Below are 21,911 nucleotides of genomic sequence, written 5' to 3' on the forward strand. Positions count from 1 at the left end.
CCAAAAGAGAAGGAGCCAAGGTAAGCAATGACTAAATCTGATGTACTAACTTGATGTTTGTCTCTCTCAAATACTTGGCTAGGACTAATGTCAGGGTTATTGATGGGATCGGTATACATATGTGGAACATACGCTTGAAAACCTATTTCTTGGCAAAGCAGACCAATGGCTTCATAGAAACTCTTGACTTCTGCTGGTTTCTCAATTCCTGTTAAAGCACCAGATATATATACTTTGTTCATTGATTTTTACGCTTTCTCAACAGTATTATTTTGGAACAGAGGTTGCTTTAGGGGTGGGTGCTATTTGTGTCTTTGGTGTGATGATTGGTTTTGGATCAAAAGAAGGTGGTGAAGAAGGTTTCAAAACTGCTACCCATGTCCCAATTGCTCCCCCAATTGCTGCTAATGCCGCGACAATCGTAGCCCAAACCATCGGTTCCCACTGTGGCAAATACTTAAAAACTAAACGGTAGCGAATAGATTTCTGTTTAAGCTCATCCTTGGCTTTTTTATATTCAGACGATTGCTCTAACGCTTTTAAAATATCATTTTTATCTCCTTTTCTCCACAGATTTTGTGAATCGTTTAACCAGCTTCTAAGTTCCGGCGGTGTTGGATAGTCTTCAGGAATAGCATCATGAAGCTTACCAGGATCGTCTCTATATGCCGAAGAAAAAGAAGATTTTGAACTCAACCTATGAATTCTTAAATATGCAATAGTATCACCTACTTTAATCTGTATATCGTTGTCTGATAAATTATGAAGAGCTATAGCCATCACACCTCCATAATTAGGATTAACTCTTGTTCCAAGATGTCCTATTCCCTGTGACACTAATTTTACTTGTGAATGAATTACTCCACATAAATAATTGTTAACAAATACTGACTCATTAGTCCATATTATAGCTGTTTTTCGGCTGGGAATTTTAATAAGTTTATTATCCTGTCGATCTTTTAAAAGCAAGGTTTGTTTCTGTTGAGTTTGTTGATCTATGTTAAATGTATAAGCATATTCACTTGCCGTTAGGCGTAAACAGCAACCTCTGATGCTATGTTCTTTCCCTTTAAAAGGATAAATAAATATCCCTCTACCTAGCTCATTGATAATATCCCACTCGCTTAGAACCGACATAAACTATTTCCTATGCTTTAACTTTACGACGCTTAGATTTATTGATCCTGAATATATTTTTTGCCAGTTGCAATGCAGCCAAAAGCCTTCTGGATTTCTAGCCCTAAGTAACCTGAATGTTCAGGCTGTATTGCCGGAGAATTAGCACAAATTTCTCGTAATAGCTTGAGAGGATCTCTGCCACTATAATGCTTGGTAATTTCACCACTACCAGGAGTTGTTTGGGAAACAACTATTGTTTTATCCTCCAATTTGATGATGAAGTTTCCCACTGAATCGCAATCAGAATAACTTGGATCGAAATAACGTCTACGTTCTGCATCAACTATTTTTTGATAGTGCTGGTTGATAATCCGGTCAACTGAATCGAAAGTATCATCGTAGATATGAGCACTCTGACTAATGGTAATCAGTGGACCCATCTTGAGATCGTACTCCGATCGATCGGCGATCGCGTCTCGAATGTGTTCTTGCAATTTTCGCAATCCTATAGCGTTAGCAGGCCAGGCGCTAAACATATCGTTACTGCGGAAAGTAGCAGTCATTGACAGTTCGTTATCCACAACTCTTAGCCAGATATGGTTAAGGCATGGACTGCCACCTGAATCGTGATCGGCTACATCCCACAGCGACATAACTGCACTAGCAGCGTCAATCTCACCTATTAATTTATTAATAACTTGTTCAATCTGGTCGCGTCCATTAAACCAAGAACGAAGACGCTGCCCATAAGTGTATTTAACACCTTCTCGTTTCACTGAATCATCTAATATTTGTGAAGTGTATTCTTGAACAAAAGGACGGTCAATGGGCAGATAATTTGGTTCGGGGAAATAAAAGCCTGGTGGCTCATTTTTCACCACAGCTATTAAATCAATTAATTCTTGCCATTTGCCATCGTAGCCAGTCGGTCGAATTGTACCTGTTGTTTTGATGCGATGAATAATTTTAACCCAAGTTTCTGCAATAGTTGTTCCTTCTATCCGATGACCGTAACGCGGTCCAGGTTGAATAGTAGGAACGATTTCAGAGATAGGAAATTCTAAGTAATTACCCCAGGGTTCAAGTATGTTCTGTTGTGAGTAAGACTTGACAGAGGCTACAGCTTCAGAAATGGATTTTGCTTCTACAGGTTCCTCTATCGATTGTCGTAATTGTTCCAAAGCACTAGCTGGAATTTCAATATCAATATACCCAGTAATGGGAGATTTAATCACCCAACATTTGCGTCCGGTATCACTGGTTCCTTCTGTAAACCCATTACGGAAGAAGTCCAGCAGGCACTTACATCCACCAGCATTGAGGTCTTCTTTTGTAGCGTTCATGATTACTAAAAAGCGAACATGGGGATTGAATAAAAGATTCCGAATCAGAAAGCTAATTCCACGAGTTGAACTGTACAACTGTCCAATCACAGCAAACTCATGGGGGTGAAGGTGTTTGGCGATCGCTTGCTTTACAGTCCATCCAGTCACTACAGCGGTTTGACCAGTTCCGCAAATCAGTTGGTTTGGCTTGTGTAGTGGTTTGTACTGGAATAGGGTTGCCTGCTGACTCATTACTGTGATGGTGACTACAAGTCAAAAAAAACTGCTAGAACAGCTTAACAAACTTTGAGGACATTTTTGCTAAAATTTTACCAAGATTTTTATGAATGAACCGCATGGTAGAGGGGGCAGAGGGTGCAGTGGAGGAGAAGAGAGAGATTAAGCAATCATTAATTTCAATAAAATCTGAATATTTAGCAAAACAATTTAAGTTTTTTAAATGAGTAGTTCGTTGACAGCTACGCTAAAACCTGCAAGTACAGTTTGAGTGTTAACAACTTCATCTGCATTAAACAACAGCCAGCGTTCCCCGGCATTCACAAATATTAATCTAGCTTCAGGAAAAAGCAGCCAGACTTCTTGACAGCCCGACTCCAAATATTCGTGAGCTTTTGCAAATAATTCTTCGCCGCTATCTTCGGGAGAAGCAACTTCTGCTATCAAGGGAAAACTTTGGGAAAATGCTGTAAAATTGCCTGATTGTGGCAGCAGTTCGGGAGTAATGTAAGCGATATCTGGTCGGCGGCCCTGCTTGTTAGTGCGACAAAGTATTTCGGTCAGAACTTCTCCTCCCTGTCCGCTGGAATTTTGGTAATTTCTCCAGGATGTAGATAGTTTAGATTGAGCCAAACTGTGTTTGAATGTCATTCCTGTTTTCTCTACTAAGTTGCCGTCAACCCATTCCATTCTATCAGGCGGTTTGACTAAAAAATCTTCGAGAGATATGATTGTTTGTGGATCAGATTTGGGTTGAATTTGTGGTGTATTTTCTAATTCGGGCGGTGATTCTGGCTGTGATTTTTTGTCGGCATTTTTTGGTATGATTATAGTAGCTGTCACGATCGCAACCTCTCTTTGAATATTTTAAGTTTACAGGAGATTAGCCTTTGATGACTGGATTAAATAAGGTAACTTCTATGATACTATCAAACCGATTTTCTGAAGCCCTCACCTATGCCGCCGAATTGCACGCAACTCAAGTCCGCAAAGGTTCTGGTGTTCCGTATATCGCTCATTTATTGGGTACTGCTAGTATAGCTTTGGAATACGGGGCTTCGGAAGATGAGGCGATCGCAGCTTTGCTTCATGATGCGATCGAAGATCGAGGCGGCCCCACCACCCGCGAAGCCATCCGCAACCACTTTGGGGATATCGTCACAGCGATTGTAGACGGCTGTACCGACAGCGATGCGACGGCGAAACCCCCTTGGCGCGATCGCAAACAAGCTTATATCGATCGCATTTCTCAAGCTTCCCACTCCGTCAGATTGGTCTCGGCGGCTGATAAACTTTATAATGCGCGATCGATCCTGAAAGATTACCGTGAATTAGGCGATCGCGTTTGGGAACGCTTCAAAGGCAAAAAAGATGGTACTCTCTGGTATTACAATTCTTTAGTAGAAGCATTACGCCAAGCTGAATCTACACCAATCGTTGAAGAATTAGCCCGCACAGTTTTAGAATTGAACAAGCTTTCCGAAGATAAAAGGTAAAAGCCATAGGACTAATGCCAACTGGCACATATCGTAGGTGCGTCAAATCTGGAACCCTAGATAATCGTTGTATAACTTCGTCTGACGCACCCTAGAGGTCTAGCAGATAACTAATAACCAGTAACCAATAACTACTAACAAATGGCAAACGTTCGCTTAGAAAATATTACTAGACGCTACCAAAATGTCACCGCGATTGAAAACATCAGTTTCAAAATCCCGGATGGAGAATTTTGGGTATTAGTCGGGCCCTCCGGCTGCGGAAAGTCTACAATTATGCGGACAATTGCAGGTTTGGAAACTGCAACTTCTGGCAATCTTTATATTGGAGATAATTTAGTTAATAACATTCCGGCGAGACAGCGCGATGTCGCAATGGTATTTCAAAATTACGCGCTTTACCCGCACATGACTGTCGCCGAAAATTTGGCTTTTGGATTGCGGATGCGGAATGTTGATGCTGCAAAAATTAAAGAAAGAGTCGAAATTGTAGCCCGATCGCTCTCGATCGATCACCTCCTCAACCGCAAGCCGAAACAGCTATCAGGCGGACAGCAGCAGCGGGTAGCACTCGGAAGGGCGATCGCCCGCGAACCCAAAGTATTCCTTTTAGACGAACCGCTTTCTAACCTCGACGCCCAACTGCGAGACGACACTAGGGCCGAACTCAAACAACTCCATCAAAGGCTGGGAATTACCACAGTTTATGTCACCCACGACCAAGTGGAAGCGATGACTTTAGCTGATAAAATTGTAGTTTTAAATGGAGGCAAAATTCAGCAAATCGGAGACCCGCAAAGCATTTACGCTAAACCAGCTAATCGGATGGTTGCCACATTTTTAGGCAATCCTGCTATGAACATTTTACCTGCAATTTATGCAAACGAATCTTTTCAGGTAGGAAGTCAATCTTTAGCCTGTCCGCCCTCGATTCATAAAAGATTGCAGGCGAAAGAAGGACAAGCATTTGATTTGGGAATTCGTCCAGAAAATATAGAAATCTTTACGCCACAAACAGCAGAAGAGGATGATTTCAATAGGGATATTTGGGCTTTAGAAAAAGTCCCTCTCGATGTAGAGGTAAAAGTAGTTGAACCTCTGGGGCGAGAAATTTTAATCCGGGCGAGTTTACCTGCGTTGGGTGCTGAAACTACTGTACAGTTACAAGTACCGGCGGGTGTTCGCTTGCGTCCGGGCGATCGGCTGACGGTACAGCTTGACTTCGATCGACTATTTATTTTTGACCCATCCACCGGCGAGGCGCTGTATCCCTAACCGCATTAAATCTCAAAGGTCAAATAGATTTGATTTATGCACTTGCAACCTCAGAAACCCGGTTTCTACGAATATTTCTCGTTTCTCGTTGCAAATTTTTCTCAGAAACTGGGTTTCTAGCCCCGGCTTTCTGCGATCGCAGTCGGTAACTCCTGTTCCATCTCAAATCTCAAATCTCAAATCTCAAATCGCTCGACTGTTCCATCCACAGGCTAGGTCTCAGTCTTCTTCACAAAACTTTACACTTGACGTTTCGGAATTTACGCAGTAATGATAGAATGATTGTATTGCGAAAAAAAATCATCCCTCTAAAGGCGTACTTTTGTGAACGGGCATCGCGACCAAAAACTTCGCATCTGCGCTCGAAAAGCGGCAATCCCGCCGCATAGGGATTAACTGGCGAACCAAAAACTCCGAAAAACTTTCTAGCGGCATTTCTTAGATGAATCCCGATAACCTGCCTCAAATGCTGCAAACTGGATTTCACCTAACTTTAGGTGCAACTTCCTTTTTACTTGAGACACTGCAAGATCCCCAGAAGCGAGAAGAAAATCTGGACAAACTTCGTCAGTCGGATTTAAGTCCACTAGCTTCGGAGTTGGTTGAAAAAGGAGAAATGACCGATCGAGAAGCCCGTAATTTTGTCGATACTATTTTCTCTCAACCAGGCGATCGGGAGAATGCACGCAGCGAGGAATCCGGATCGCATCAGCAATCGGATACAGCAACTGACACTCCTCCCGAGTTGGTTGTACAGCCTGATGTAAAACTAGAGATTCAAGAATTAACTGCACAGATGGCAGCGCTCAGAATAGAGTTGGAAAATTTGCGCGCTGAAAATTACCCTGATTAAAGGATCAAGCATCTTTAACACAGCCCGAATTTAGTTGGAAACCCACTTGCAAACCCACTTGCAAACTTATTAAACAGAACCACAATTTAGTCGTTGTCCCAGTTTTCAGTACCGATTAAGTCGGCGATGCGATCGCGCAACAAGAAATCGCATTTTTCCAATTCTCCTTCTACGCAAGCCCATTCTCGGGGCGGAATGAACTGACACAGTGTGTAAATAGGCTGTTGCCTGCTGAGTACGCCTTCATGGACGAGGTGGCGTGCTTCGTCTTGGATAACATCTAAAGAGTATTGGATTCTGATAGTTGACTGAATCATAATGCGCCCTCAAGGTTTTACTACTAAAAAATTATGGCCCTGTTAATAATATAATCCAAACTTAGGATTATGGAAGTTAATTTTTTTTCTGTATACTGAGATACTGTTTGCAGATTAATTTGAAAAACTTATAGAGATGATGAGCGAGCAATGGGATCTGCTTGGGGATTTTGAGACGTGGCAGATATTCCAGGCTAACACGCGAATATACGGCAAAGCTTCATTCAGGACTTAGAAAGTTGCGACAGATTCCCGGTTTCTGGATGCTGCGCCGCAAAAGCAAAATTTTTGACAGAAACCGGGTGGATCGATTTAAGTGCTGATGAAGCCAAGGAAAGACTCAGCAGTCTGGCAGATCAAGCATTCCCCGTTTTGTTAATGCCGAACAGCAACTCTAGAGTGAGAGATTGCGCTGCGGGCATTTGTCCGAAACAAAATATATAAGGAATAGTCGGAGGCAAGTGCGGCAAAAATTGTTCTAAAACGTAGGGACTTCCGTAAACTACCACAGCTTGCAGTTCTCCCGTCTTTAATAAATTCTTAAACCAATCTTGAGCCGCTTGGGTCAATCCGGCACTACCTCGGAAGCAATTGCCGCGAATGAAAATTTGCAGCAGTGTCGGAGAAAAATGCTCTGCGCTTGAATTATGACTCAAATCGCCTGTCCGATCGTCAATTAGTTGCAATTCGTAACCAAACTGTTCGGGAATAGCGATCGCCGGAGTGTGTTTTCCCAAAAACTCGCAACCCAAAACATCATCTACCACAATCAAATTCCGCAAAATTTGCTTGTCCGAGGGTTTTTTAGCCACTAAAGGCAAAGCGCCACCAAATTTTAAAGAATCTCGCAAAATATCGGCAGCCGTCGCCCTTGCCTCTGCTGTTGCCAGCAAAATTAAGTCGCTGGAACTCCCACCCTTGCTCAGAGGCGGTTGAGGGGGGTCGAATTTGGGATTTGTCGCTGTTTGGTCGATCGACAAACCCACTTTAATTTTCGCCTTCCAGATTCGATTGACAGATTCCTTGATTTGTGCTGTGTCGAGTCGCCCTTGAGTGACAGCTTCGCAGACAGCCAGAATCGCCCCTTCTGGGTCAAGCGGCATCAGCAAAACATCAGCACCAGCCTCAGCCGCCAAAACAGCAGCCTCGTTCGCGCCGTACTTATTGGCGATCGCGCCCATCACCAAAGCATCAGTCACAATCAAACCATCAAATCCCAACTCTTCCCGCAGCTTTCCGATCAAAATTTTGCGAGAAAGAGTAGCCGGAAACTGGTCATCCCAAGCCGGAATCAGCAAGTGAGCACTCATCACAGCATCGACCCCGGCGGCGATCGCCCCTACAAAAGGAGGCAACTCAATCTCAGCCAATCGATCGGGCGAATGCGGCAAAACCGGCAATTCCAAGTGAGAATCAACCGCCGTATCTCCGTGGCCGGGAAAATGCTTAGCCGTAGTTAAAATCGGGTGTTCGAGAGCACCGCGAATAAAAGCACTTGCCAATTTTCCGACAATTTCCGATGTCTCGCCAAAAGCGCGGACGTTAATCACAGGATTGTCGGGATTGTTGTTAACATCGACCACCGGTGCGAGAATCCAATTGAGACCGATCGCCCTAGCTTCGATCGCAGTCACAGCCCCCATTTGTTCCGCATAGCGATCGGCTTTACCTGCATCGTGCCGCGCAATTTCAGCAATAGCCATCGGCGGCCCAAACCAAGTCGCTCCGGCGAACCGCTGGCCGACACCTTCCTCAATATCAGCAGCCAGCAGCAGCGGAAATTTTGCCCAAGACTGCAATTGGTGCGATCGAACAGCCAATTCCGCAGCACTTCCCCCCACCAAAATTACCCCACCCACGCCCAAATTTTCCAGATAATAGCGGAGTTTGTCGGCCGTTGGTTCCCAGGCCCGATAGCGAATTTGGTGGTCAAACAAGTAGCCTGAAGCGCGCACCACGAACATCTGGGCTACAAGTTCGGGCAAGGAAAGATTGTCAATCATTCGATTTTAGATTTGGGATTTTAGATTTGGGATTTGGGAATTGGGAATTGGGAATTGGGCATTGGAATTATAGATTTGGACACTCGCATTACATAATTCCAATGCCACCGGATTTGAGATTAATCCTCGTCTTCTTCTAAATCATCATCATCATCATCATCATTTGCCAATTTTTCGCCATCATCCGTCAATTCTTCGTTGTCAAACATACCTGGTTTGCGATCGGCAGAAAGCTGATTCAGCAGTATCACCATTTTATCACCCCGTTCCAGGGAACGGTCTTCGAGAAATATCACTTCCGGCGTCCGACGCAGTTGTACCCGCTGGCCTAACTGGTTGCGGACATAGCTAGTTGCCGATTTCAAACCTTCCATAGTCTCGGCCTTGGCCTCATCAGTACCGTAAATGCTGACAAAGATTTTTGTATGCTGAAGGTCTCCCGAAACAATGACATCGGTAACGCTAACCATACCTGCACCGACTCGATCGTCCTTAATGCCGTTGATCAACATCAGGCTGACTTCCCGCTTAATCATTGAAGCTACGCGCTCTATGCGACGACTTGTAGCCATACCAATTATCCCCTACTTTTATATCAGCCATTTTCTATCAATTCTTAGTTTGACACAAAGCCGTAGGCGGGAGTTCTGCCAAAAGTACGCCACAATGAATTTTGGCTAACCTAGCCGTGTCCCGATCGCCAATAAAAACATAAAAACTATGGATAAAGAATTTACCATTGGTCAAAAAGTCCGAGTTGTGGCGATGCCACCTTTCGTGAAAACTGCCGAACCGATGCCGATGCTGCGGCCTGCGAATGTAATTGCGATCGGGGCCCAGGGTGTTGTGATCGATCGGCGTCCCGGCAATTATTGGGGCATTCGATTTGAAAAAGGTGCTTTTCTCTTAGACAGTCAGTACATTGAAGCTGCTATCAGTTGACTGTTGACTGTTGACTGTTGACAGGAAAGCAGTTGGCGGTTGGCTTGTTGAATAGTTGTCATTGGTAATTGGGAATTGGTAATTGGGAAATTCTCCCTCTTCCTTCTCTCAACGGGAGCATCTCAGTTTTGCAAGAAGCATTTTTTCTTACAGTGCGAGCGTCCCCGCTCGCGTGTGTACAAGCACGCGAGCGGGGACGCTCGCACTATAGCAAAACTGAGATGCTCCCCTCTCAACTGTCAACTGTCAACTGTCAACTGTCAACTATTCAAGAAGCTAACTTGGTCTCAAAACCCAAAGAATCAACCGAAAATTCTCCCAAAACTTCCTCTACAATAGGAGAGCCAAAAGTAAAAGTTTGAGGCTTTCCCAAATAATAACCTTGACCGTAATCTACCCCAAGTTCCTTGAGTTTATCCATAACTGCTTGACTTTCCACATACTCGGCAATAGTTTTAATTCCCATGGCGTGGGCAATTTTGGTAATAGCTTCAACCATGACAATATCAATAGGATTCTCGGCAAGATTCTTAATAAAATTGCCATCTATTTTGATATAGTCAACAGGCAAATTTTTCAGGTAAGCAAAAGAAGACATCCCGCTACCGAAGTCGTCCAAGGCAAACTGGCAGCCGAGTTCCTTGAGTTTCCAAATTAAGCAGGCTGCTTTGCTGAGATTCGCGATCGCCACGGTTTCGGTAATTTCAAAACAAATTATTTCCGGCGGTATTTGATAGAGAGAAAACTGCTCTTGAATAAAGTCGATGAATTTTTCTTCGTTAATGCTGTCCCCAGAAAGGTTGATCGCATAAAGGCTAGAATATTTGTCAAATGAAGCTTGTGAATTAGACAAGGGGCAGCAAGCAGGTAAGGTAACTATATTATCGTCTGCCCCGTGGTTTTGGACTAAGAGATTTGCCGTGAAAATTTGAGATAAATTGCTAAATAAAGTGCGAATTACCCAGCGATCGATCGCGTGCATCAAGTTATAGCGTTCGGCTGCCGGAATAAATGCCATTGGTGAGACTAACTGACCAGTCTGAAGTTGAAGGCGGAGGAGGATTTCGCAGTGGGTGCCGGTGGTGGGGAGCTCTCGCAAATGTACGATCGGCTGAGAGTACAAGCGAAACCGATTATCTTCTAAAGCTTGATTGATTTCGACCACCCACTGGGTTTCGCCGTGCTGTTTGATTAATTCGCGATCGCCCGGTTGATAAACCTGCACCCGATTGCGGCCTTTATTTTTAGCAGCATAGCAGGCTAGATCTGCCGCGCTCAACACCGCAGAAGTCGATACTGTTTTGCGATTAATTGCCACCAAACCGATACTGACGCCGATCGCAAAAGTTTTGTCCTGCCACGCAAACCGAAATTCCTGAATGTTTTGCAGTAGCAATTTTGCAACATCTAAGCCCTGTTCTGGCGGACAATTGTACAGGAGTACAGCAAACTCATCGCCGCCCAGGCGCGCCAAAATATCGGTTTTGCGGATATTGCTTTTAAGTAGCTGGCTGACTTGGCGCAGCAGTTCGTCGCCTGCAACGTGACCAGAAGTATCGTTAACTATTTTGAAGCGATCGAGATCCAGGTAAAGCATCACGTGTTCTTGACCGTAACCTTGAGAACTGTGCAGGGCGTGTTCTAGCTGGTACTCAAATTCGTGACGGTTAACCAATTGCGTCAGGGGGTCGTGAGTTGCCTGCCAGGTGAGTTGTCGCGCTTGAGTTCGCACTTGGGTGACATCTCGAAATACAACGACGGCCCCGACAATTGTGCCGTTGCTGGCGTGGATGGGGGCGACGCAATGGTCGATCGCAAATTCGCGGTTGTGGCGGGCAATCAGCAAGCTGTTGTGTCCTTGGTCAACAATCCGACCTTCGTACAAAGCAATTTGAGCGATATTTTCGATCGGCATCCGAGTAGTTTCGTCAACTATTCTCAACACGCCCGCGAGGGGCAAACCTTTAGCTTCTGAGGTTGACCAACCCGTGAGTTTTTCGGCAACTGGATTGAGGGTAGAAATGTAGCCGTGGCTGTCAGTAGCAATTACTGCATCGCCGATCGATTGCAGAGTAACTTGAGCTAGTTCTTTTTCCTTAAAAAAAGCTTGTTCCATGCGCTTGCGATCGCTAATATCCCGCTGCACGGATACCCAGTGAGTCAGGTTTCCCGACTCGTCAGCAACGGGTACGCTGTTGAGTTCCACCCAATAAGTTGAACCGTCTTTGCGGTAGTTGATCAATTCCAAGCGCAGGGGTTCTCGGCGAGAGAAAGCGCGACGAATTTTTGCAACTTGAGAACCATCGCTGTCGGGCCCGCGCAGACAACTCGGTGTTTGGCCGATAATTTCTGCGGGCCGATAACCGGTCATTTGGGTAAAAGCTTCGTTGACATAGATGATGGTGGGATCGGAGATATCGCTGTATCCCGCATCCATTATTACGATCGCATCGTTAGCGTTAACTACGGCAGATTCTAACAGTTGCAGCCGCACCTCTGCCTGCTTGCGGGTAACGATTTCCTGTTCCAGTCGGCTGTTAGTCAAGCTCAAAGATGCGATCGCTTTTTGCAATTCGCTAGTCTGTTCTTGGACGCTGGCGTGCAAAATATCGATCGCCCCGGACATTTCCATCGGGTCAAGTACGCTCAGTAAAGTGCTTTGAGTAACTATTCCCAGCAGTTCTCCGCCTTCGGCAGTGACTACTAACCTGCGGACTAAACGCTGCTGCATTTCCTGATGAGCCACCCAAAGCGAGTCTTCTGGCTTGAGACTAAATAAAGGGCTACTCATTACAGTTTCGGCGATCGTCTGCGACAAATCTATATCTAAAGCTTGAAATTCGACAATATCCCGTTCCGTGACTATACCTAGAGGAATTGGGAACGACAAATTCATCGATAATTCTGTTGGCGCTGTAATTACCACGCAGCTAACGCGGTGCTGCGCCATCAACTCGGCTAAACTCATAACTGACGAGGTAACAGGCGCTTGAATAACTTGTGCAGTCATTACTTCTTTCACCAGGCGCATTTTTAAGATATTTGCCGGTTGCACCATGCCTTGGCGAATGCTTTCTGGGGTAATTACTCCTAAAAGTTGACCGTCACTGTCTAATATTGGCAAATGGTGAATTCGTTGTTGCCCCAACAGAATTAAGGCGCTAAAAATGTCTCGATCTTCACCTTTCGTCAGAGTTGCTGCCGGCTGCTGCATAACTTCTGCGATCGTAACATTTTTTAAGTTTTTGCCCGATGCAATCAAATCGACGAGATCCCTCTCGGTGAAGATTCCTTGCAATTGGGAATTTTGAGCAGATTGGGAGTCGGATTTTTCGAGGGATTGTTCGACGACAAAGACGCAGATACCTCTGGCGTCTCTGAGGGCGCTTGAGGTGAGGGGATTTGGGATTTCTGTGAGTTGCGGGTAGATATCGGTGGGTGGAATGTCTGCGTTTAGAGAGCAACTTCCGCGCCGTTGGCCCATCAGGGTAATGACTTCTGCTAATGGGGTATCGGGCGCAACTGTCAAGGGGGAGCGGTCAATTACTTGATCTAAAGTCGGCAGATGCTTGGAGGAATCATTTTTTATCATAGGATTTAATTCATTTTGGCGATCGTCGCACAGACTCTACCACAGTCATAAAAAGCCCTGCTTTCCATGCAGTGCGTGGATTTTTACAGCGCTGCTGAGACATAATTAAATTTTTTTGTTAAAAATCCACCCGATGTGTGGTTGGCGAGCTGGCGGGTGACAGCTCTGCCTCTACCTCTAAAGTTATAACCGTATATGGATTTTAAGTGTGCAAATTCTGTCCAATGACAGTTTTATTAACAAATATGTATTGGGGGAACTTTTTTCGATAGAATCAACCTATAACATCATTCATCACTAATCATATCCATCTTTAGAAGCAAACGTCTGTTTGCTGTCCGGGCTAACCTAGAAAAGGTAACTACAAAAACAGACCGTATTAAGTTCGGCAGTGTTAAGTTTTACGATATTAAGTTTTGCGAGCTTTTCTAGACCACCTGCCAGTTGCGGAGGACAATGAATATCACAGCAGGTCTGTGAATTCGATCGCAAATTTGCGAAAACGACCGTGGTAAGCTTGTAGATATAAACAGAAGAACTTAAACACCAAGTCTGGCGAGGAAAAGGGATTATGAAACGCCATCTATTAGCCGCAACTTTTTTAATTGCTCCCCTACTGTTGGCCGGGCCCGCTAGCGCTGCAAATCCCGCTCAGGTCAAGCAGCTACTCTCCACTGGGCAATGCTTTGGGTGTGACTTGTCAGGAGCAAATTTGGCGGAGGCTCATTTGATTGGTGCAGATTTGAGAGAAGCGAATTTGCAAGGCGCAAACCTCTCCAATGCTAACCTCGAAGGCGCTGACTTGACCGGCGCTAACTTGACGGGTGCCAACTTAACCGCAGTTTTCCTGACTAACGCCAGTTTAAATGGCGCAGACCTCGATCGGGCAAATCTGACAGCCGCCATCATCAACACCACTGACGTATCAGGCGCATCAATGGAAAACATGACTATTACTGATGCCAAAATCTACAATACCCAAATCGGCGTAGGCGGCAGCTACGAGCAGTAAACTCTTTTAAATAATGCGAAGTGCCAATTTTAAGTTAAAAAACCCGGTTTCTCTCCAGAAACCGGGTTTTTAGTCTTTAGGTTTGTAGTGAGGACTTCAGTCCTATCTTGTTGGATAAGGACTGAAGTCCTCACTACAAACCTGATTGGGGTTATTTTAAATGTGACGAACCCTACCACTAAAAACCCAAATCCACAGCAATTCGATGGGCGCAAGCAAACCCAGAAAATGCCACCGCATTTAAACCCTGTCCGGGAAACGTACTATCGCCGACACAATACAAACCTGGCATAGAAGTTCGATTAAACGGCATTCCCAACAAACCCATTAACTTCTGGCGGGGAATCGGCCCGTAAGTTCCATCTTCGCGGCCCAAAAAGCGGCGGTGAGAACGCGCCGTCCCAACTTCCATATAATCCAAACCAGCATCTAAACCCGGAAAAATCTTTTCTAATCTGTCAATAATTCTGCCGCCAGCCTCTTCTTTTTTATCCTCGTATTCCTGTGGCGAAAGTCCTTCCCACTCTTCCATCCAACTCGAAGTAAAAGCATGAACAATGTGATATCCTGCCGGAGCTAAATCTGGGTCGAGTACCGTCGGAATTGATACTAAAATAGTTCCTTCTGGCGCTTCCATTTTGTCCCAATCTTCTAACAAAATGTGGTGGCAGGCAGTACCAGCAGGGATGACGCTGGCTTCTACTCCTAAATGCAAGCTCAAGAAACTGGGGGCTTTTTGATAGCGCTGCTGCCATTTCTTCTCGCTAGCTGGCATCTCTTCAGCAGGCAGCAGTTTCTCAAAAGTATCCCAGCGGGTGGCGTTAGAAACTATCCGCTTTGCCCGGTAAACTTCGCCGGTTACTAGCTCGACTCCGACAGCGCGACCGTTTTCTGTGATAATTTTTTTGGCTTTAGCTTTGTACTGAATTTTGCCGCCGCATTTTTCTAATCCTTCTACTAATTTTTGGGCAATTTGACCGACTCCGCCTTTGGGATAATTGATGCCGCCGTAATGTCTGTCAGAAAATACCATTCCGGCGTTAATCATCGGCGTTAAGTCTGCGGGTACTACAGACCAGTAGTAGCATTCCATGTCGATAAATTTCAGCAAAGTCGGGTCTTTTATGTAGCGCCGCGCTATGTCGCCAGTATTTTGAGGGAGATATTTTACTAATCCCAAACAGGCTAAAGGATTCTGAAAAAAGACTCGAACTAGATATCCAGGTTCTTCTAGGGATAGCAATTCCATGCCGTTGAGGCAGTTGAATACGTTCCAGCATTCGCCGTAAAATTTCTGGATGCCTTCGCGCTCGTGAGGAAACCTGTCAATTAATTCTTGCAAGTATTTGTCATAAGGCTGGGGAACTTCCAGATCGAGACCTGAGGGTAGGTGATAGTGAAGCTGTACCGGATCGGGGATTGTTTCTAGGGTGACGTTGACGGCTTTGAGGGCGCGGGTGAGGAGGTTGGTGGTGCCGCGCTGTCCGAACCCAAATATCATGGAGGCTCCGACATCAAATCTGTAGCCTTCTCGATCGAAATATCCAGCACTACCCCCCGGAATTGTGTAGCTTTCGAGCACCAAAACTTTGGCTTTCTTGGCTGCTAGCTGGGTTGCAGTCACGAGTCCGCCAATGCCGGAACCGATGACTATCACATCAAACTCTTGCTCTGTCGGGCGGGAGTTGGCGGAGAATAACTGGGATTGGGTAGGGGCTGACATTAGGTTAAAAATCTTAATATTTTTACAATTTTACAGTCGATCGCTCCAGAAGGAAGAAGTCCTTAGTCCTTAGTCATTAGTCAGCAGTCATTAGTTATTTGTTAGTGGCTACCAATTCCCGATGCTATAAGGCCCAATGCCCTGTTTGGCCAATGCCCAATTACCAATTCCCCGTGCCCCTGCTTCAAAAAAAATGCGGGAACAGTCTACCATTGCCGACTGCCCCCGTCTGCCTATCCTTTGAGAGGAGAACACTAAAAATTACTATAGCCTTGTTGCTAATTTATGTCAATACTATTGAAAATATATTTCAATAAAGTGACGAAGGTCTACAAACAAAGAGACTTATAGGATTTTAGATTTTAGATTCAAAGAATGGAAGATTGTGATAAGTTGCACAGAGCGATCGTTAGCGAAGTCCGCCCCTACGGGGGGCTACGCCAACGAAAACGATCGCACCGCATCAAATCCTTCAAATCTAGCAATTTCCCCAATTTCCTCATGCCCCTGCAACTGCGCGTTTACGTTCCGCCCCACCCGTTAATTAAACATTGGCTGGCTGTCGCCCGCGACGCCGCCACCCCATCGGTACTTTTTCGTTCTGCGATGACAGAATTGGGACGCTGGCTGGCCTACGAGGCAATTCGAGATTGGCTACCGACAGTGGAAGCAACGGTGCAGACGCCTTTGAGCCCATGTGCGGCGACGTTTATTAACCCGGAAGCTCCGTTGGTTGTGGTACCGATTTTGCGGGCTGGTTTGTCACTGCTGGAAGGAATTCAGACGGTTGTGCCGCTGGCTTCGATTTACCATCTAGGTATGGCGAGGAATGAGGAGACGCTGGAGCCGACTTGTTATTTGAATAAATTGCCGGCGCAGTTTAACCCCCAAACGCGGGTGATAATTAGCGAGCCGATGCTGGCGACTGGCGGGACGATTGTGGCGACGATGCAGGAATTGATTTCACGGGGAATTGATCCGAGTTTGATTCGGATTATTTCTGTGGTGGCTGCTCCTCCGGCTTTGAAGCGGCTGAGTACGGAGTACCCGAGTTTGGTTCTTTATACGGCAACGATCGACGAAATAGTCAACGAACAGGGGTTTATTGTACCTGGTTTGGGTGATGCGGGCGATCGAACTTACGGCACATAAACCAGGGAATTTTGGATTTTGGATTTTGGATTTTGGATTGACTCGACAGATAACTGTGGGGCTTATATCCGTGTTTGGGTGAGGCGAGCAGTTTCTGGAATTGGTTGCGGAATCTCCGGCAAAAAAAGATGGGCCTGGCGCAGGTAAAAGCAGGCACAGATAAAGTTAAAATCCAAAGTAGAAGTCAAAAATAAATAGCGTTTAGCACTCATTGCCCGTGAAACTTGATTCTGTACCGCCAAACTCGTCTGCTTCTGACTCAGAAACCCCCAATTCTGATTTGCAACCACAAGTACAACTACAAAAACTTAAAGAGACTTCTGAGATTTGTGCTGCTTTAACCCCGGAGCAGGCAGAAGTTTCAGTGAGTGCAAACCCCGATATCTGTCAGGAAGAAAAGCAACTGAAGCCGAAGCACTGGGCAATTTTTGCTTCGACTTTTGTAACTATCTTTTTAGCTGAAGTTGGAGATAAAACTCAAGTTGCGATTTTGTTGATGACGGCTGAATCTCGGAATCCTTGGATTGTGTTTGCGGGTGCGGGTTCGGCTTTGATTGCAACGAGTTTGTTGGGAGTTTTGCTGGGAAGGTGGCTGGCGACTCGAATCGATCCGAAAACTTTGGAGAAGGCTGCGGGAGTGATTTTGCTGGCGATTTCGGCGGTTTTACTTTGGGAAGTGCTGAGTTAAACGATTTTAGATTTTGGATTTTGGATTTTAGATTTGGGAATTACTGATTATGTTTGGGTAAGTCCAAAGAAACCGGGTTTCTGGCTAAATTTAGCGATTAAACCGAGGATTTTGGACAGAAACCCGTTTTCTGGGAGCCTGTGGGTAAGTTGTAGATTTCTAAAAAGCTAACTGATAACTAAAAAAAATATGGATTGGCAACTTTTAGGCATAACTTTTATTACGGTGTTTTTGTCAGAATTGGGTGACAAAAGTCAATTAGCTGCGATCGCCCTTGGTAGCAGTTGCAACTCGCCGCGGGCTGTATTTTTTGGTACGGCGTCGGCGCTGCTGCTGGCGAGTTTCCTTGGTGTTTTGGTTGGACAAGGTACGGCGGAGGTGTTACCGGAGAGGTTGGTAAAGACGATCGCTGCGATCGGATTTGCGGTGATGGGCTTGCGTTTGTTGTGGCCGAAATCTGAATTATCTGATGTGTCAGAAGAATCCGAATAAGAGGACACGGCAGTGCCGTTTCCCTACCCCAATTCATTGTAGGGAAACGGCACTGCCGTGTCCTAATTTTTATGGTTGATTAAACTTCGTTTTGGTAGCACCAGCCAAGCAGCGTACCGCCGACAGCCAACTTTAGCGCTTCCAAAACAAAATATCCTTGGTGCAGTGTATTCATGCCGGCGGGCACTTCTGCTGCGGAGTCGAACAGATTTAGCTGCATTCCCAAGGCGCTCATTTGAGGTGTGAGCCCGTAGGTGTCAATCAGGGCGATCGCCAGAAGTACCAATGATAATACGATTGCTGTGCGAGTACGCTTGCCGGAGTCACCCATTAAATTGCTCAAAACCATCAAACCCGTTGCTACGAATCCCGAACAGATTAACTCAACGCGGTTAAATCCCCAGAACATTAAATTTCCGGCTGTTGCAAAATCAGAAGATACCATCATGCCAGATACGTAGAGACTCGGCATAATAACTAGATCGATAATCAGGCTACCGCTGAGCCAGAAAATTAAGGCTACCATGACAATTGCTTGCCAGCGGGGTCTGATTGATTCTACTCTCGACGATGTAATAGCTGTCATAAAAATTAGACCCTCTAAAATTTTCTTCTGCCTTTTCTAGAGCTTAACGAACTTTTTCCTAAAATCGTGTTAAGTATTTTTAAATTAATGGTAACTTTTGTGTAACTGAATTAGAAGAATTGTTAAGCTTGTCGGCGAAAAGTAACAGTTGAAAAATTGTGGCGATCGCCAAAAACGATTGATAATTACTCATTCCAGCAATATACCGATCAAATTTATGTGTTATTATTACAGTTAAATTGCCAAATATCAAAGATATTAGCCAATGATTGAAATAAACAAAATTCTGGAATTAAGTGCGGCAATAGCCAATCAATTTAAACCAGAAAAAATAATTTTGTTCGGCTCTTACGCCTATGGGAATCCCACGAGCGATTCGGATGTTGATATGTTGGTAATTTTATCTTCAGAAGGTAATAATTTTCGCAAAACTTGGGAAATACTAAGTAAAATTCAACCGAAATTTGCTCTAGATTTATTAGTGCGAACTCCTGCTGAAATTGAACAACGGCTAGCTTGGAATGATTTATTTCTCAGGGAAATTATCGAAAAAGGAAAGGTGATTTATGAATCCGCTGACACTTGAATTCATCGAAAAGCTTGCAAACAAATACGGTTGAGGTTTGGTTTGACTCGACAATACCTAAATTATGCTTTAATTTTATTTTAATTCTTCAGTCTGCGGAGGCAGACATCGTTTATACATACCTGGTTTCAACCGCAGACTCTTATAAATATAGCCTTTCTCAAAAAAGTGATGTATGCCCGCTAGTCCTATGCCCTATGCCCTATGCCCTATGCCCTATGCCCTATCCCCTATCCCCTATCCCCATGAGTACCTCATCTTTCTGAGAAAGGCTATAATATATGCCTAAATTTCAATTCTCATCTTGGCTTCCCCGTCTCCCCACTCAAGTCTGGATTCTCGCCGCCGGCAGATTCCTCTCGCAAAGCGGTAGCGGCTTTACTTTATTTTACGCGCCGATCTTTTTTGTCGATCGCGTCGGCTTGTCTGCAACTGCTGTTGGGATTGGTTTGGGTAGCGGTTCAATCTCGGGAATATTCGGCCGCATTTTGGGCGGTTCTTTTTGCGATTCCCAATTTTGGGGAAGGCGGCGAACTTTATTGCTGGCGGCAATGATTTCGGCTGTCGCTTCTTTTCTGTTGGCGGCGACTCATGATTTTCCAGGTTTAGTGGCGGCTAATTTATTGATGGGTTTTGGTGTGGGTTTGTATTGGCCTCCAACGGAAAGTATGGTTGCAGATTTAACTGAGGGCGCACAGCGACAGGAGGCTTTTGCTGTGACGCGGCTTGCTGATAATTTGGGTTTGCAAGTTGGGATTATTTTGGGCGGTGTTTTGATTGCGGTAACGGGGAATTATCGATCGCTCTTTATGATCGATGGTATCTCGTTTTTAGTGCTGTTTGCGGTGGTTGCAAGTGCGATCGCAGAAACCTACAAACCAGCTAATTCAACGGATACAGGCAAAAAAAGTCTCAAAAATGGCTGGATGGTGGCGTTGGGCGATCGCACTTTGCTAGTCTATGCTTTAGTCAATACTCTGTTTACTCTCTACATTTCCCAAATTCAAACCACGATGCCGTTGTATTTTAGCAAGTTTGTGCAGGCGGGGACATCGGGAAGAGGCTTTTCTACGGGTACAATTACGGTTTTGTTTGCTTTTAGCACATTTTTAACTGTGGCTTTGCAGATGCCGATTGTTAAGGCTTTGAGGCGGTTTTCTCATCCCCAAGCTTTGATGATTTCGGCGCTGCTGTGGGGAATGGGGTTTATTGCGATCGGCTTGACGGGAATGGCTGCAACTGGCAATCTATTTTTAGCAGTTGTTGGCTTGACTTTTTTGTCGGTGGCAACGGTTGCTTATACGCCTTTTGCTTCGGCTTTGGTGGTGGATTTAGCACCGGAGTCTTTACGCGGCGTGTATTTAGCGGTTAATTCTCAGTGTTGGGCGATCGGCTATTTAATCGGCCCACCGCTGGGCGGTTTCGCTTTGGATCGAGGTAAATGGGCGGCGGATAATTTCTGGTTGGGCTTGGCTATTAGTGTGATACTGGCGATCGCAATTTTGCAAAAGGTCGATCGAATGTTAAAAAGTAGAATCTAATCATATCAAATAGAATAAATGGCGATTGATGTCAAATCCGTTGGCAATGGAGTAAGATTAAACGAACCGCGAAGGCGCTAAGGACGCGAAGGAAGAGAAAGAAGATGATCCGGTTCTTCCTTCGCGCTCTTTGTGTCTTCGCGGTTTAATCATTCCGATTAACTTATTTTCGCCGATCGCCCAATTTGCGATAAACCGCCCTCAAATCAACCTGATGGTGAGCCAAAGCAACCAAAGCGTGATAAAATAAGTCCGCAACTTCCCCGGCGATTCCGTCTTTATCATCATCTTTGCAAGCCATCACAACTTCCGCCGACTCTTCGCCAATCTTCTTGAGAATCTTGTTATCCCCGCCCTCGAACAACTTGCAAGTATAAGAAGTTTCGTTAGGATTGTCCCGTCGATCGCAAATTACGTCAAATAATTGAGATAACATATCCCCCGGCGGCGCCACAATTTCCCCGTCAACTTGGTGAAAACAACTTCTTTCACCCGTGTGACAAGCAATATCTCCCACTTGTTCGACAGTCACCAGCAAAGCATCGCTATCGCAGTCGTAACGCAGCCCTTTGACATTTTGAACGTGTCCCGAAGTCGCCCCTTTGTTCCAAAATTCGGCGCGAGAACGGCTCCAGAACCAAGTTTGACCGGTTTCCATGGTTTTTTCGAGCGACTCCCGATTCATCCACGCCATCATCAACACTGTGCCGTCTAAGTAATCTTGGACGATCGCAGGCACTAAACCGCGATCGTCATAACGGATCTTTTCAATTGGGATCGATCGGCTCAAACTAGATAAATCAGTACCAGACATAATTTTATTGCAGCTTTTCATATAAATTAACGCTTTCGTGTCGGATATTTTTTTTATTAACCGCAGAGAGCGCAGAGGACACAGAGAGAAGAGAGGAGATTAGGCAAGTGATTGGCCAATTGTCAAGAACTATTTTACAAATTATTACAATTGAGACC

The 21,911-nt window shown here is 45.1% G+C and carries 20 protein-coding genes; 10 read left to right on the plus strand and 10 right to left on the minus strand.

Annotation, left to right across the window (positions count from 1 at the left end):
- Positions 1 to 267 precede the first annotated feature (267 nt).
- From JGK16_RS03070 to JGK16_RS03080, 3 genes are all read right to left on the minus strand, one after another.
- A complete protein-coding gene (locus JGK16_RS03070) occupies positions 268 to 1,137 on the minus strand; it encodes a hypothetical protein (RefSeq protein WP_293175998.1) in 870 nt (289 codons plus the stop codon).
- A gap of 38 nt (positions 1,138 to 1,175) precedes the next feature.
- Positions 1,176 to 2,696 (minus strand): thymidylate synthase, encoded by a 1,521-nt coding sequence (locus JGK16_RS03075; protein WP_293202744.1) that lies wholly within the window; start codon positions 2,694 to 2,696, stop codon positions 1,176 to 1,178.
- A 204-nt stretch (positions 2,697 to 2,900) separates the two neighbouring features.
- On the minus strand, positions 2,901 to 3,524 hold the full coding sequence (locus tag JGK16_RS03080; protein ID WP_293189576.1) for a Uma2 family endonuclease: 624 nt from the start codon (positions 3,522 to 3,524) through the stop codon (positions 2,901 to 2,903).
- A 77-nt stretch (positions 3,525 to 3,601) separates the two neighbouring features.
- Here JGK16_RS03080 and JGK16_RS03085 point away from each other — a divergent pair, with 77 nt between their 5' ends.
- From JGK16_RS03085 to JGK16_RS03095, 3 genes are all read left to right on the plus strand, one after another.
- Complete coding sequence (locus JGK16_RS03085; RefSeq protein WP_293189575.1) at positions 3,602 to 4,177, plus strand: HD domain-containing protein; 576 nt, start codon at positions 3,602 to 3,604, stop codon at positions 4,175 to 4,177.
- A gap of 141 nt (positions 4,178 to 4,318) precedes the next feature.
- Complete coding sequence (locus tag JGK16_RS03090) at positions 4,319 to 5,452, plus strand: ABC transporter ATP-binding protein (protein WP_293176006.1); 1,134 nt, start codon at positions 4,319 to 4,321, stop codon at positions 5,450 to 5,452.
- Between the two features lie 442 nt (positions 5,453 to 5,894).
- A complete protein-coding gene (locus JGK16_RS03095; protein ID WP_293176008.1) occupies positions 5,895 to 6,305 on the plus strand; it encodes a hypothetical protein in 411 nt (136 codons plus the stop codon).
- An 86-nt stretch (positions 6,306 to 6,391) separates the two neighbouring features.
- On the opposite strand, the gene JGK16_RS03100 is transcribed toward JGK16_RS03095, so the two are convergent.
- From JGK16_RS03100 to rbfA, 3 genes are all read right to left on the minus strand, one after another.
- A complete protein-coding gene (locus tag JGK16_RS03100; protein WP_293150704.1) occupies positions 6,392 to 6,622 on the minus strand; it encodes a DUF4327 family protein in 231 nt (76 codons plus the stop codon).
- Positions 6,623 to 6,978: 356 nt separating this feature from the next.
- Positions 6,979 to 8,625, minus strand: a complete 1,647-nt coding sequence (locus tag JGK16_RS03105; RefSeq protein ID WP_293176010.1) for a glycoside hydrolase family 3 N-terminal domain-containing protein — start codon at positions 8,623 to 8,625, stop codon at positions 6,979 to 6,981.
- A gap of 119 nt (positions 8,626 to 8,744) precedes the next feature.
- Entirely contained in the window at positions 8,745 to 9,197 is a 453-nt protein-coding gene (gene rbfA / locus JGK16_RS03110; protein ID WP_293189574.1) for a 30S ribosome-binding factor RbfA, read from the minus strand.
- A 148-nt stretch (positions 9,198 to 9,345) separates the two neighbouring features.
- Here rbfA and sipA point away from each other — a divergent pair, with 148 nt between their 5' ends.
- Positions 9,346 to 9,567: a regulatory protein SipA gene (gene sipA / locus JGK16_RS03115; RefSeq protein ID WP_293176014.1), complete on the plus strand. Its 222-nt coding sequence runs from the start codon at positions 9,346 to 9,348 to the stop codon at positions 9,565 to 9,567.
- A 268-nt stretch (positions 9,568 to 9,835) separates the two neighbouring features.
- Here the strand turns inward: sipA and JGK16_RS03120 are convergent, their stop codons facing one another.
- Positions 9,836 to 13,159, minus strand: a complete 3,324-nt coding sequence (locus JGK16_RS03120; RefSeq protein WP_293176016.1) for an EAL domain-containing protein — start codon at positions 13,157 to 13,159, stop codon at positions 9,836 to 9,838.
- A gap of 571 nt (positions 13,160 to 13,730) precedes the next feature.
- Between JGK16_RS03120 and JGK16_RS03125 the strand changes: the two genes are divergently transcribed.
- Positions 13,731 to 14,171, plus strand: a complete 441-nt coding sequence (locus tag JGK16_RS03125; protein WP_293176018.1) for a pentapeptide repeat-containing protein — start codon at positions 13,731 to 13,733, stop codon at positions 14,169 to 14,171.
- Between the two features lie 178 nt (positions 14,172 to 14,349).
- On the opposite strand, the gene crtH is transcribed toward JGK16_RS03125, so the two are convergent.
- Positions 14,350 to 15,894: a carotenoid isomerase gene (gene crtH, locus JGK16_RS03130; protein ID WP_293176020.1), complete on the minus strand. Its 1,545-nt coding sequence runs from the start codon at positions 15,892 to 15,894 to the stop codon at positions 14,350 to 14,352.
- A 501-nt stretch (positions 15,895 to 16,395) separates the two neighbouring features.
- On the opposite strand from crtH, the gene upp reads away from it, so the two are divergent.
- The 3 genes from upp (at position 16,396) to JGK16_RS03145 (ending at position 18,226) form a co-directional block, all read left to right on the plus strand.
- The gene (gene upp / locus JGK16_RS03135) at positions 16,396 to 17,046 is read left to right on the plus strand and encodes a uracil phosphoribosyltransferase (protein WP_293176030.1); all 651 of its coding nucleotides are present in this window, start codon (positions 16,396 to 16,398) and stop codon (positions 17,044 to 17,046) included.
- A 217-nt stretch (positions 17,047 to 17,263) separates the two neighbouring features.
- Entirely contained in the window at positions 17,264 to 17,734 is a 471-nt protein-coding gene (locus tag JGK16_RS03140) for a TMEM165/GDT1 family protein (protein ID WP_293176022.1), read from the plus strand.
- 189 nt (positions 17,735 to 17,923) lie between these two features.
- Positions 17,924 to 18,226, plus strand: coding sequence for a TMEM165/GDT1 family protein (locus JGK16_RS03145; RefSeq protein ID WP_293176024.1), 303 nt, complete (start codon positions 17,924 to 17,926; stop codon positions 18,224 to 18,226).
- A 79-nt stretch (positions 18,227 to 18,305) separates the two neighbouring features.
- Here JGK16_RS03145 and JGK16_RS03150 read toward each other — a convergent pair whose 3' ends face one another.
- Positions 18,306 to 18,812: a DUF4149 domain-containing protein gene (locus tag JGK16_RS03150; RefSeq protein ID WP_293176026.1), complete on the minus strand. Its 507-nt coding sequence runs from the start codon at positions 18,810 to 18,812 to the stop codon at positions 18,306 to 18,308.
- Between the two features lie 265 nt (positions 18,813 to 19,077).
- On the opposite strand from JGK16_RS03150, the gene JGK16_RS03155 reads away from it, so the two are divergent.
- Together JGK16_RS03155 and JGK16_RS03160 are read left to right on the plus strand one after the other, a co-directional pair.
- A complete protein-coding gene (locus tag JGK16_RS03155; RefSeq protein ID WP_293185527.1) occupies positions 19,078 to 19,398 on the plus strand; it encodes a nucleotidyltransferase domain-containing protein in 321 nt (106 codons plus the stop codon).
- A gap of 281 nt (positions 19,399 to 19,679) precedes the next feature.
- Complete coding sequence (locus JGK16_RS03160; RefSeq protein ID WP_293185529.1) at positions 19,680 to 20,939, plus strand: MFS transporter; 1,260 nt, start codon at positions 19,680 to 19,682, stop codon at positions 20,937 to 20,939.
- Positions 20,940 to 21,102: 163 nt separating this feature from the next.
- Here JGK16_RS03160 and hisIE read toward each other — a convergent pair whose 3' ends face one another.
- Positions 21,103 to 21,753 (minus strand): bifunctional phosphoribosyl-AMP cyclohydrolase/phosphoribosyl-ATP diphosphatase HisIE, encoded by a 651-nt coding sequence (hisIE, locus tag JGK16_RS03165; RefSeq protein ID WP_293189573.1) that lies wholly within the window; start codon positions 21,751 to 21,753, stop codon positions 21,103 to 21,105.
- Positions 21,754 to 21,911: the final 158 nt, after the last annotated feature.

Source organism: Microcoleus sp. PH2017_09_SFU_O_A, from assembly GCF_020738625.1.
Lineage (GTDB): Bacteria > Cyanobacteriota > Cyanobacteriia > Cyanobacteriales > Microcoleaceae > Microcoleus.

Excerpts from the sequence above, each read along its gene's own strand:
- JGK16_RS03070 (WP_293175998.1), bottom strand. The coding sequence starts at position 1,137 with ATGTCGGTTCTAAGCGAGTGGGATATTATCAATGAGCTAGGTAGAGGG.
- JGK16_RS03075 (WP_293202744.1), bottom strand. The coding sequence starts at position 2,696 with ATGAGTCAGCAGGCAACCCTATTCCAGTACAAACCACTACACAAGCCA.
- JGK16_RS03085 (WP_293189575.1), top strand. The coding sequence starts at position 3,602 with ATGATACTATCAAACCGATTTTCTGAAGCCCTCACCTATGCCGCCGAA.
- JGK16_RS03090 (WP_293176006.1), top strand. The coding sequence starts at position 4,319 with ATGGCAAACGTTCGCTTAGAAAATATTACTAGACGCTACCAAAATGTC.
- JGK16_RS03095 (WP_293176008.1), top strand. The coding sequence starts at position 5,895 with ATGAATCCCGATAACCTGCCTCAAATGCTGCAAACTGGATTTCACCTA.
- JGK16_RS03100 (WP_293150704.1), bottom strand. The coding sequence starts at position 6,622 with ATGATTCAGTCAACTATCAGAATCCAATACTCTTTAGATGTTATCCAA.
- JGK16_RS03105 (WP_293176010.1), bottom strand. The coding sequence starts at position 8,625 with ATGATTGACAATCTTTCCTTGCCCGAACTTGTAGCCCAGATGTTCGTG.
- rbfA (WP_293189574.1), bottom strand. The coding sequence starts at position 9,197 with ATGGCTACAAGTCGTCGCATAGAGCGCGTAGCTTCAATGATTAAGCGG.
- sipA (WP_293176014.1), top strand. The coding sequence starts at position 9,346 with ATGGATAAAGAATTTACCATTGGTCAAAAAGTCCGAGTTGTGGCGATG.
- JGK16_RS03120 (WP_293176016.1), bottom strand. The coding sequence starts at position 13,159 with ATGATAAAAAATGATTCCTCCAAGCATCTGCCGACTTTAGATCAAGTA.
- JGK16_RS03125 (WP_293176018.1), top strand. The coding sequence starts at position 13,731 with ATGAAACGCCATCTATTAGCCGCAACTTTTTTAATTGCTCCCCTACTG.
- crtH (WP_293176020.1), bottom strand. The coding sequence starts at position 15,894 with ATGTCAGCCCCTACCCAATCCCAGTTATTCTCCGCCAACTCCCGCCCG.
- upp (WP_293176030.1), top strand. The coding sequence starts at position 16,396 with ATGCCCCTGCAACTGCGCGTTTACGTTCCGCCCCACCCGTTAATTAAA.
- JGK16_RS03145 (WP_293176024.1), top strand. The coding sequence starts at position 17,924 with ATGGATTGGCAACTTTTAGGCATAACTTTTATTACGGTGTTTTTGTCA.
- JGK16_RS03150 (WP_293176026.1), bottom strand. The coding sequence starts at position 18,812 with ATGACAGCTATTACATCGTCGAGAGTAGAATCAATCAGACCCCGCTGG.
- JGK16_RS03155 (WP_293185527.1), top strand. The coding sequence starts at position 19,078 with ATGATTGAAATAAACAAAATTCTGGAATTAAGTGCGGCAATAGCCAAT.
- JGK16_RS03160 (WP_293185529.1), top strand. The coding sequence starts at position 19,680 with ATGCCTAAATTTCAATTCTCATCTTGGCTTCCCCGTCTCCCCACTCAA.
- hisIE (WP_293189573.1), bottom strand. The coding sequence starts at position 21,753 with ATGTCTGGTACTGATTTATCTAGTTTGAGCCGATCGATCCCAATTGAA.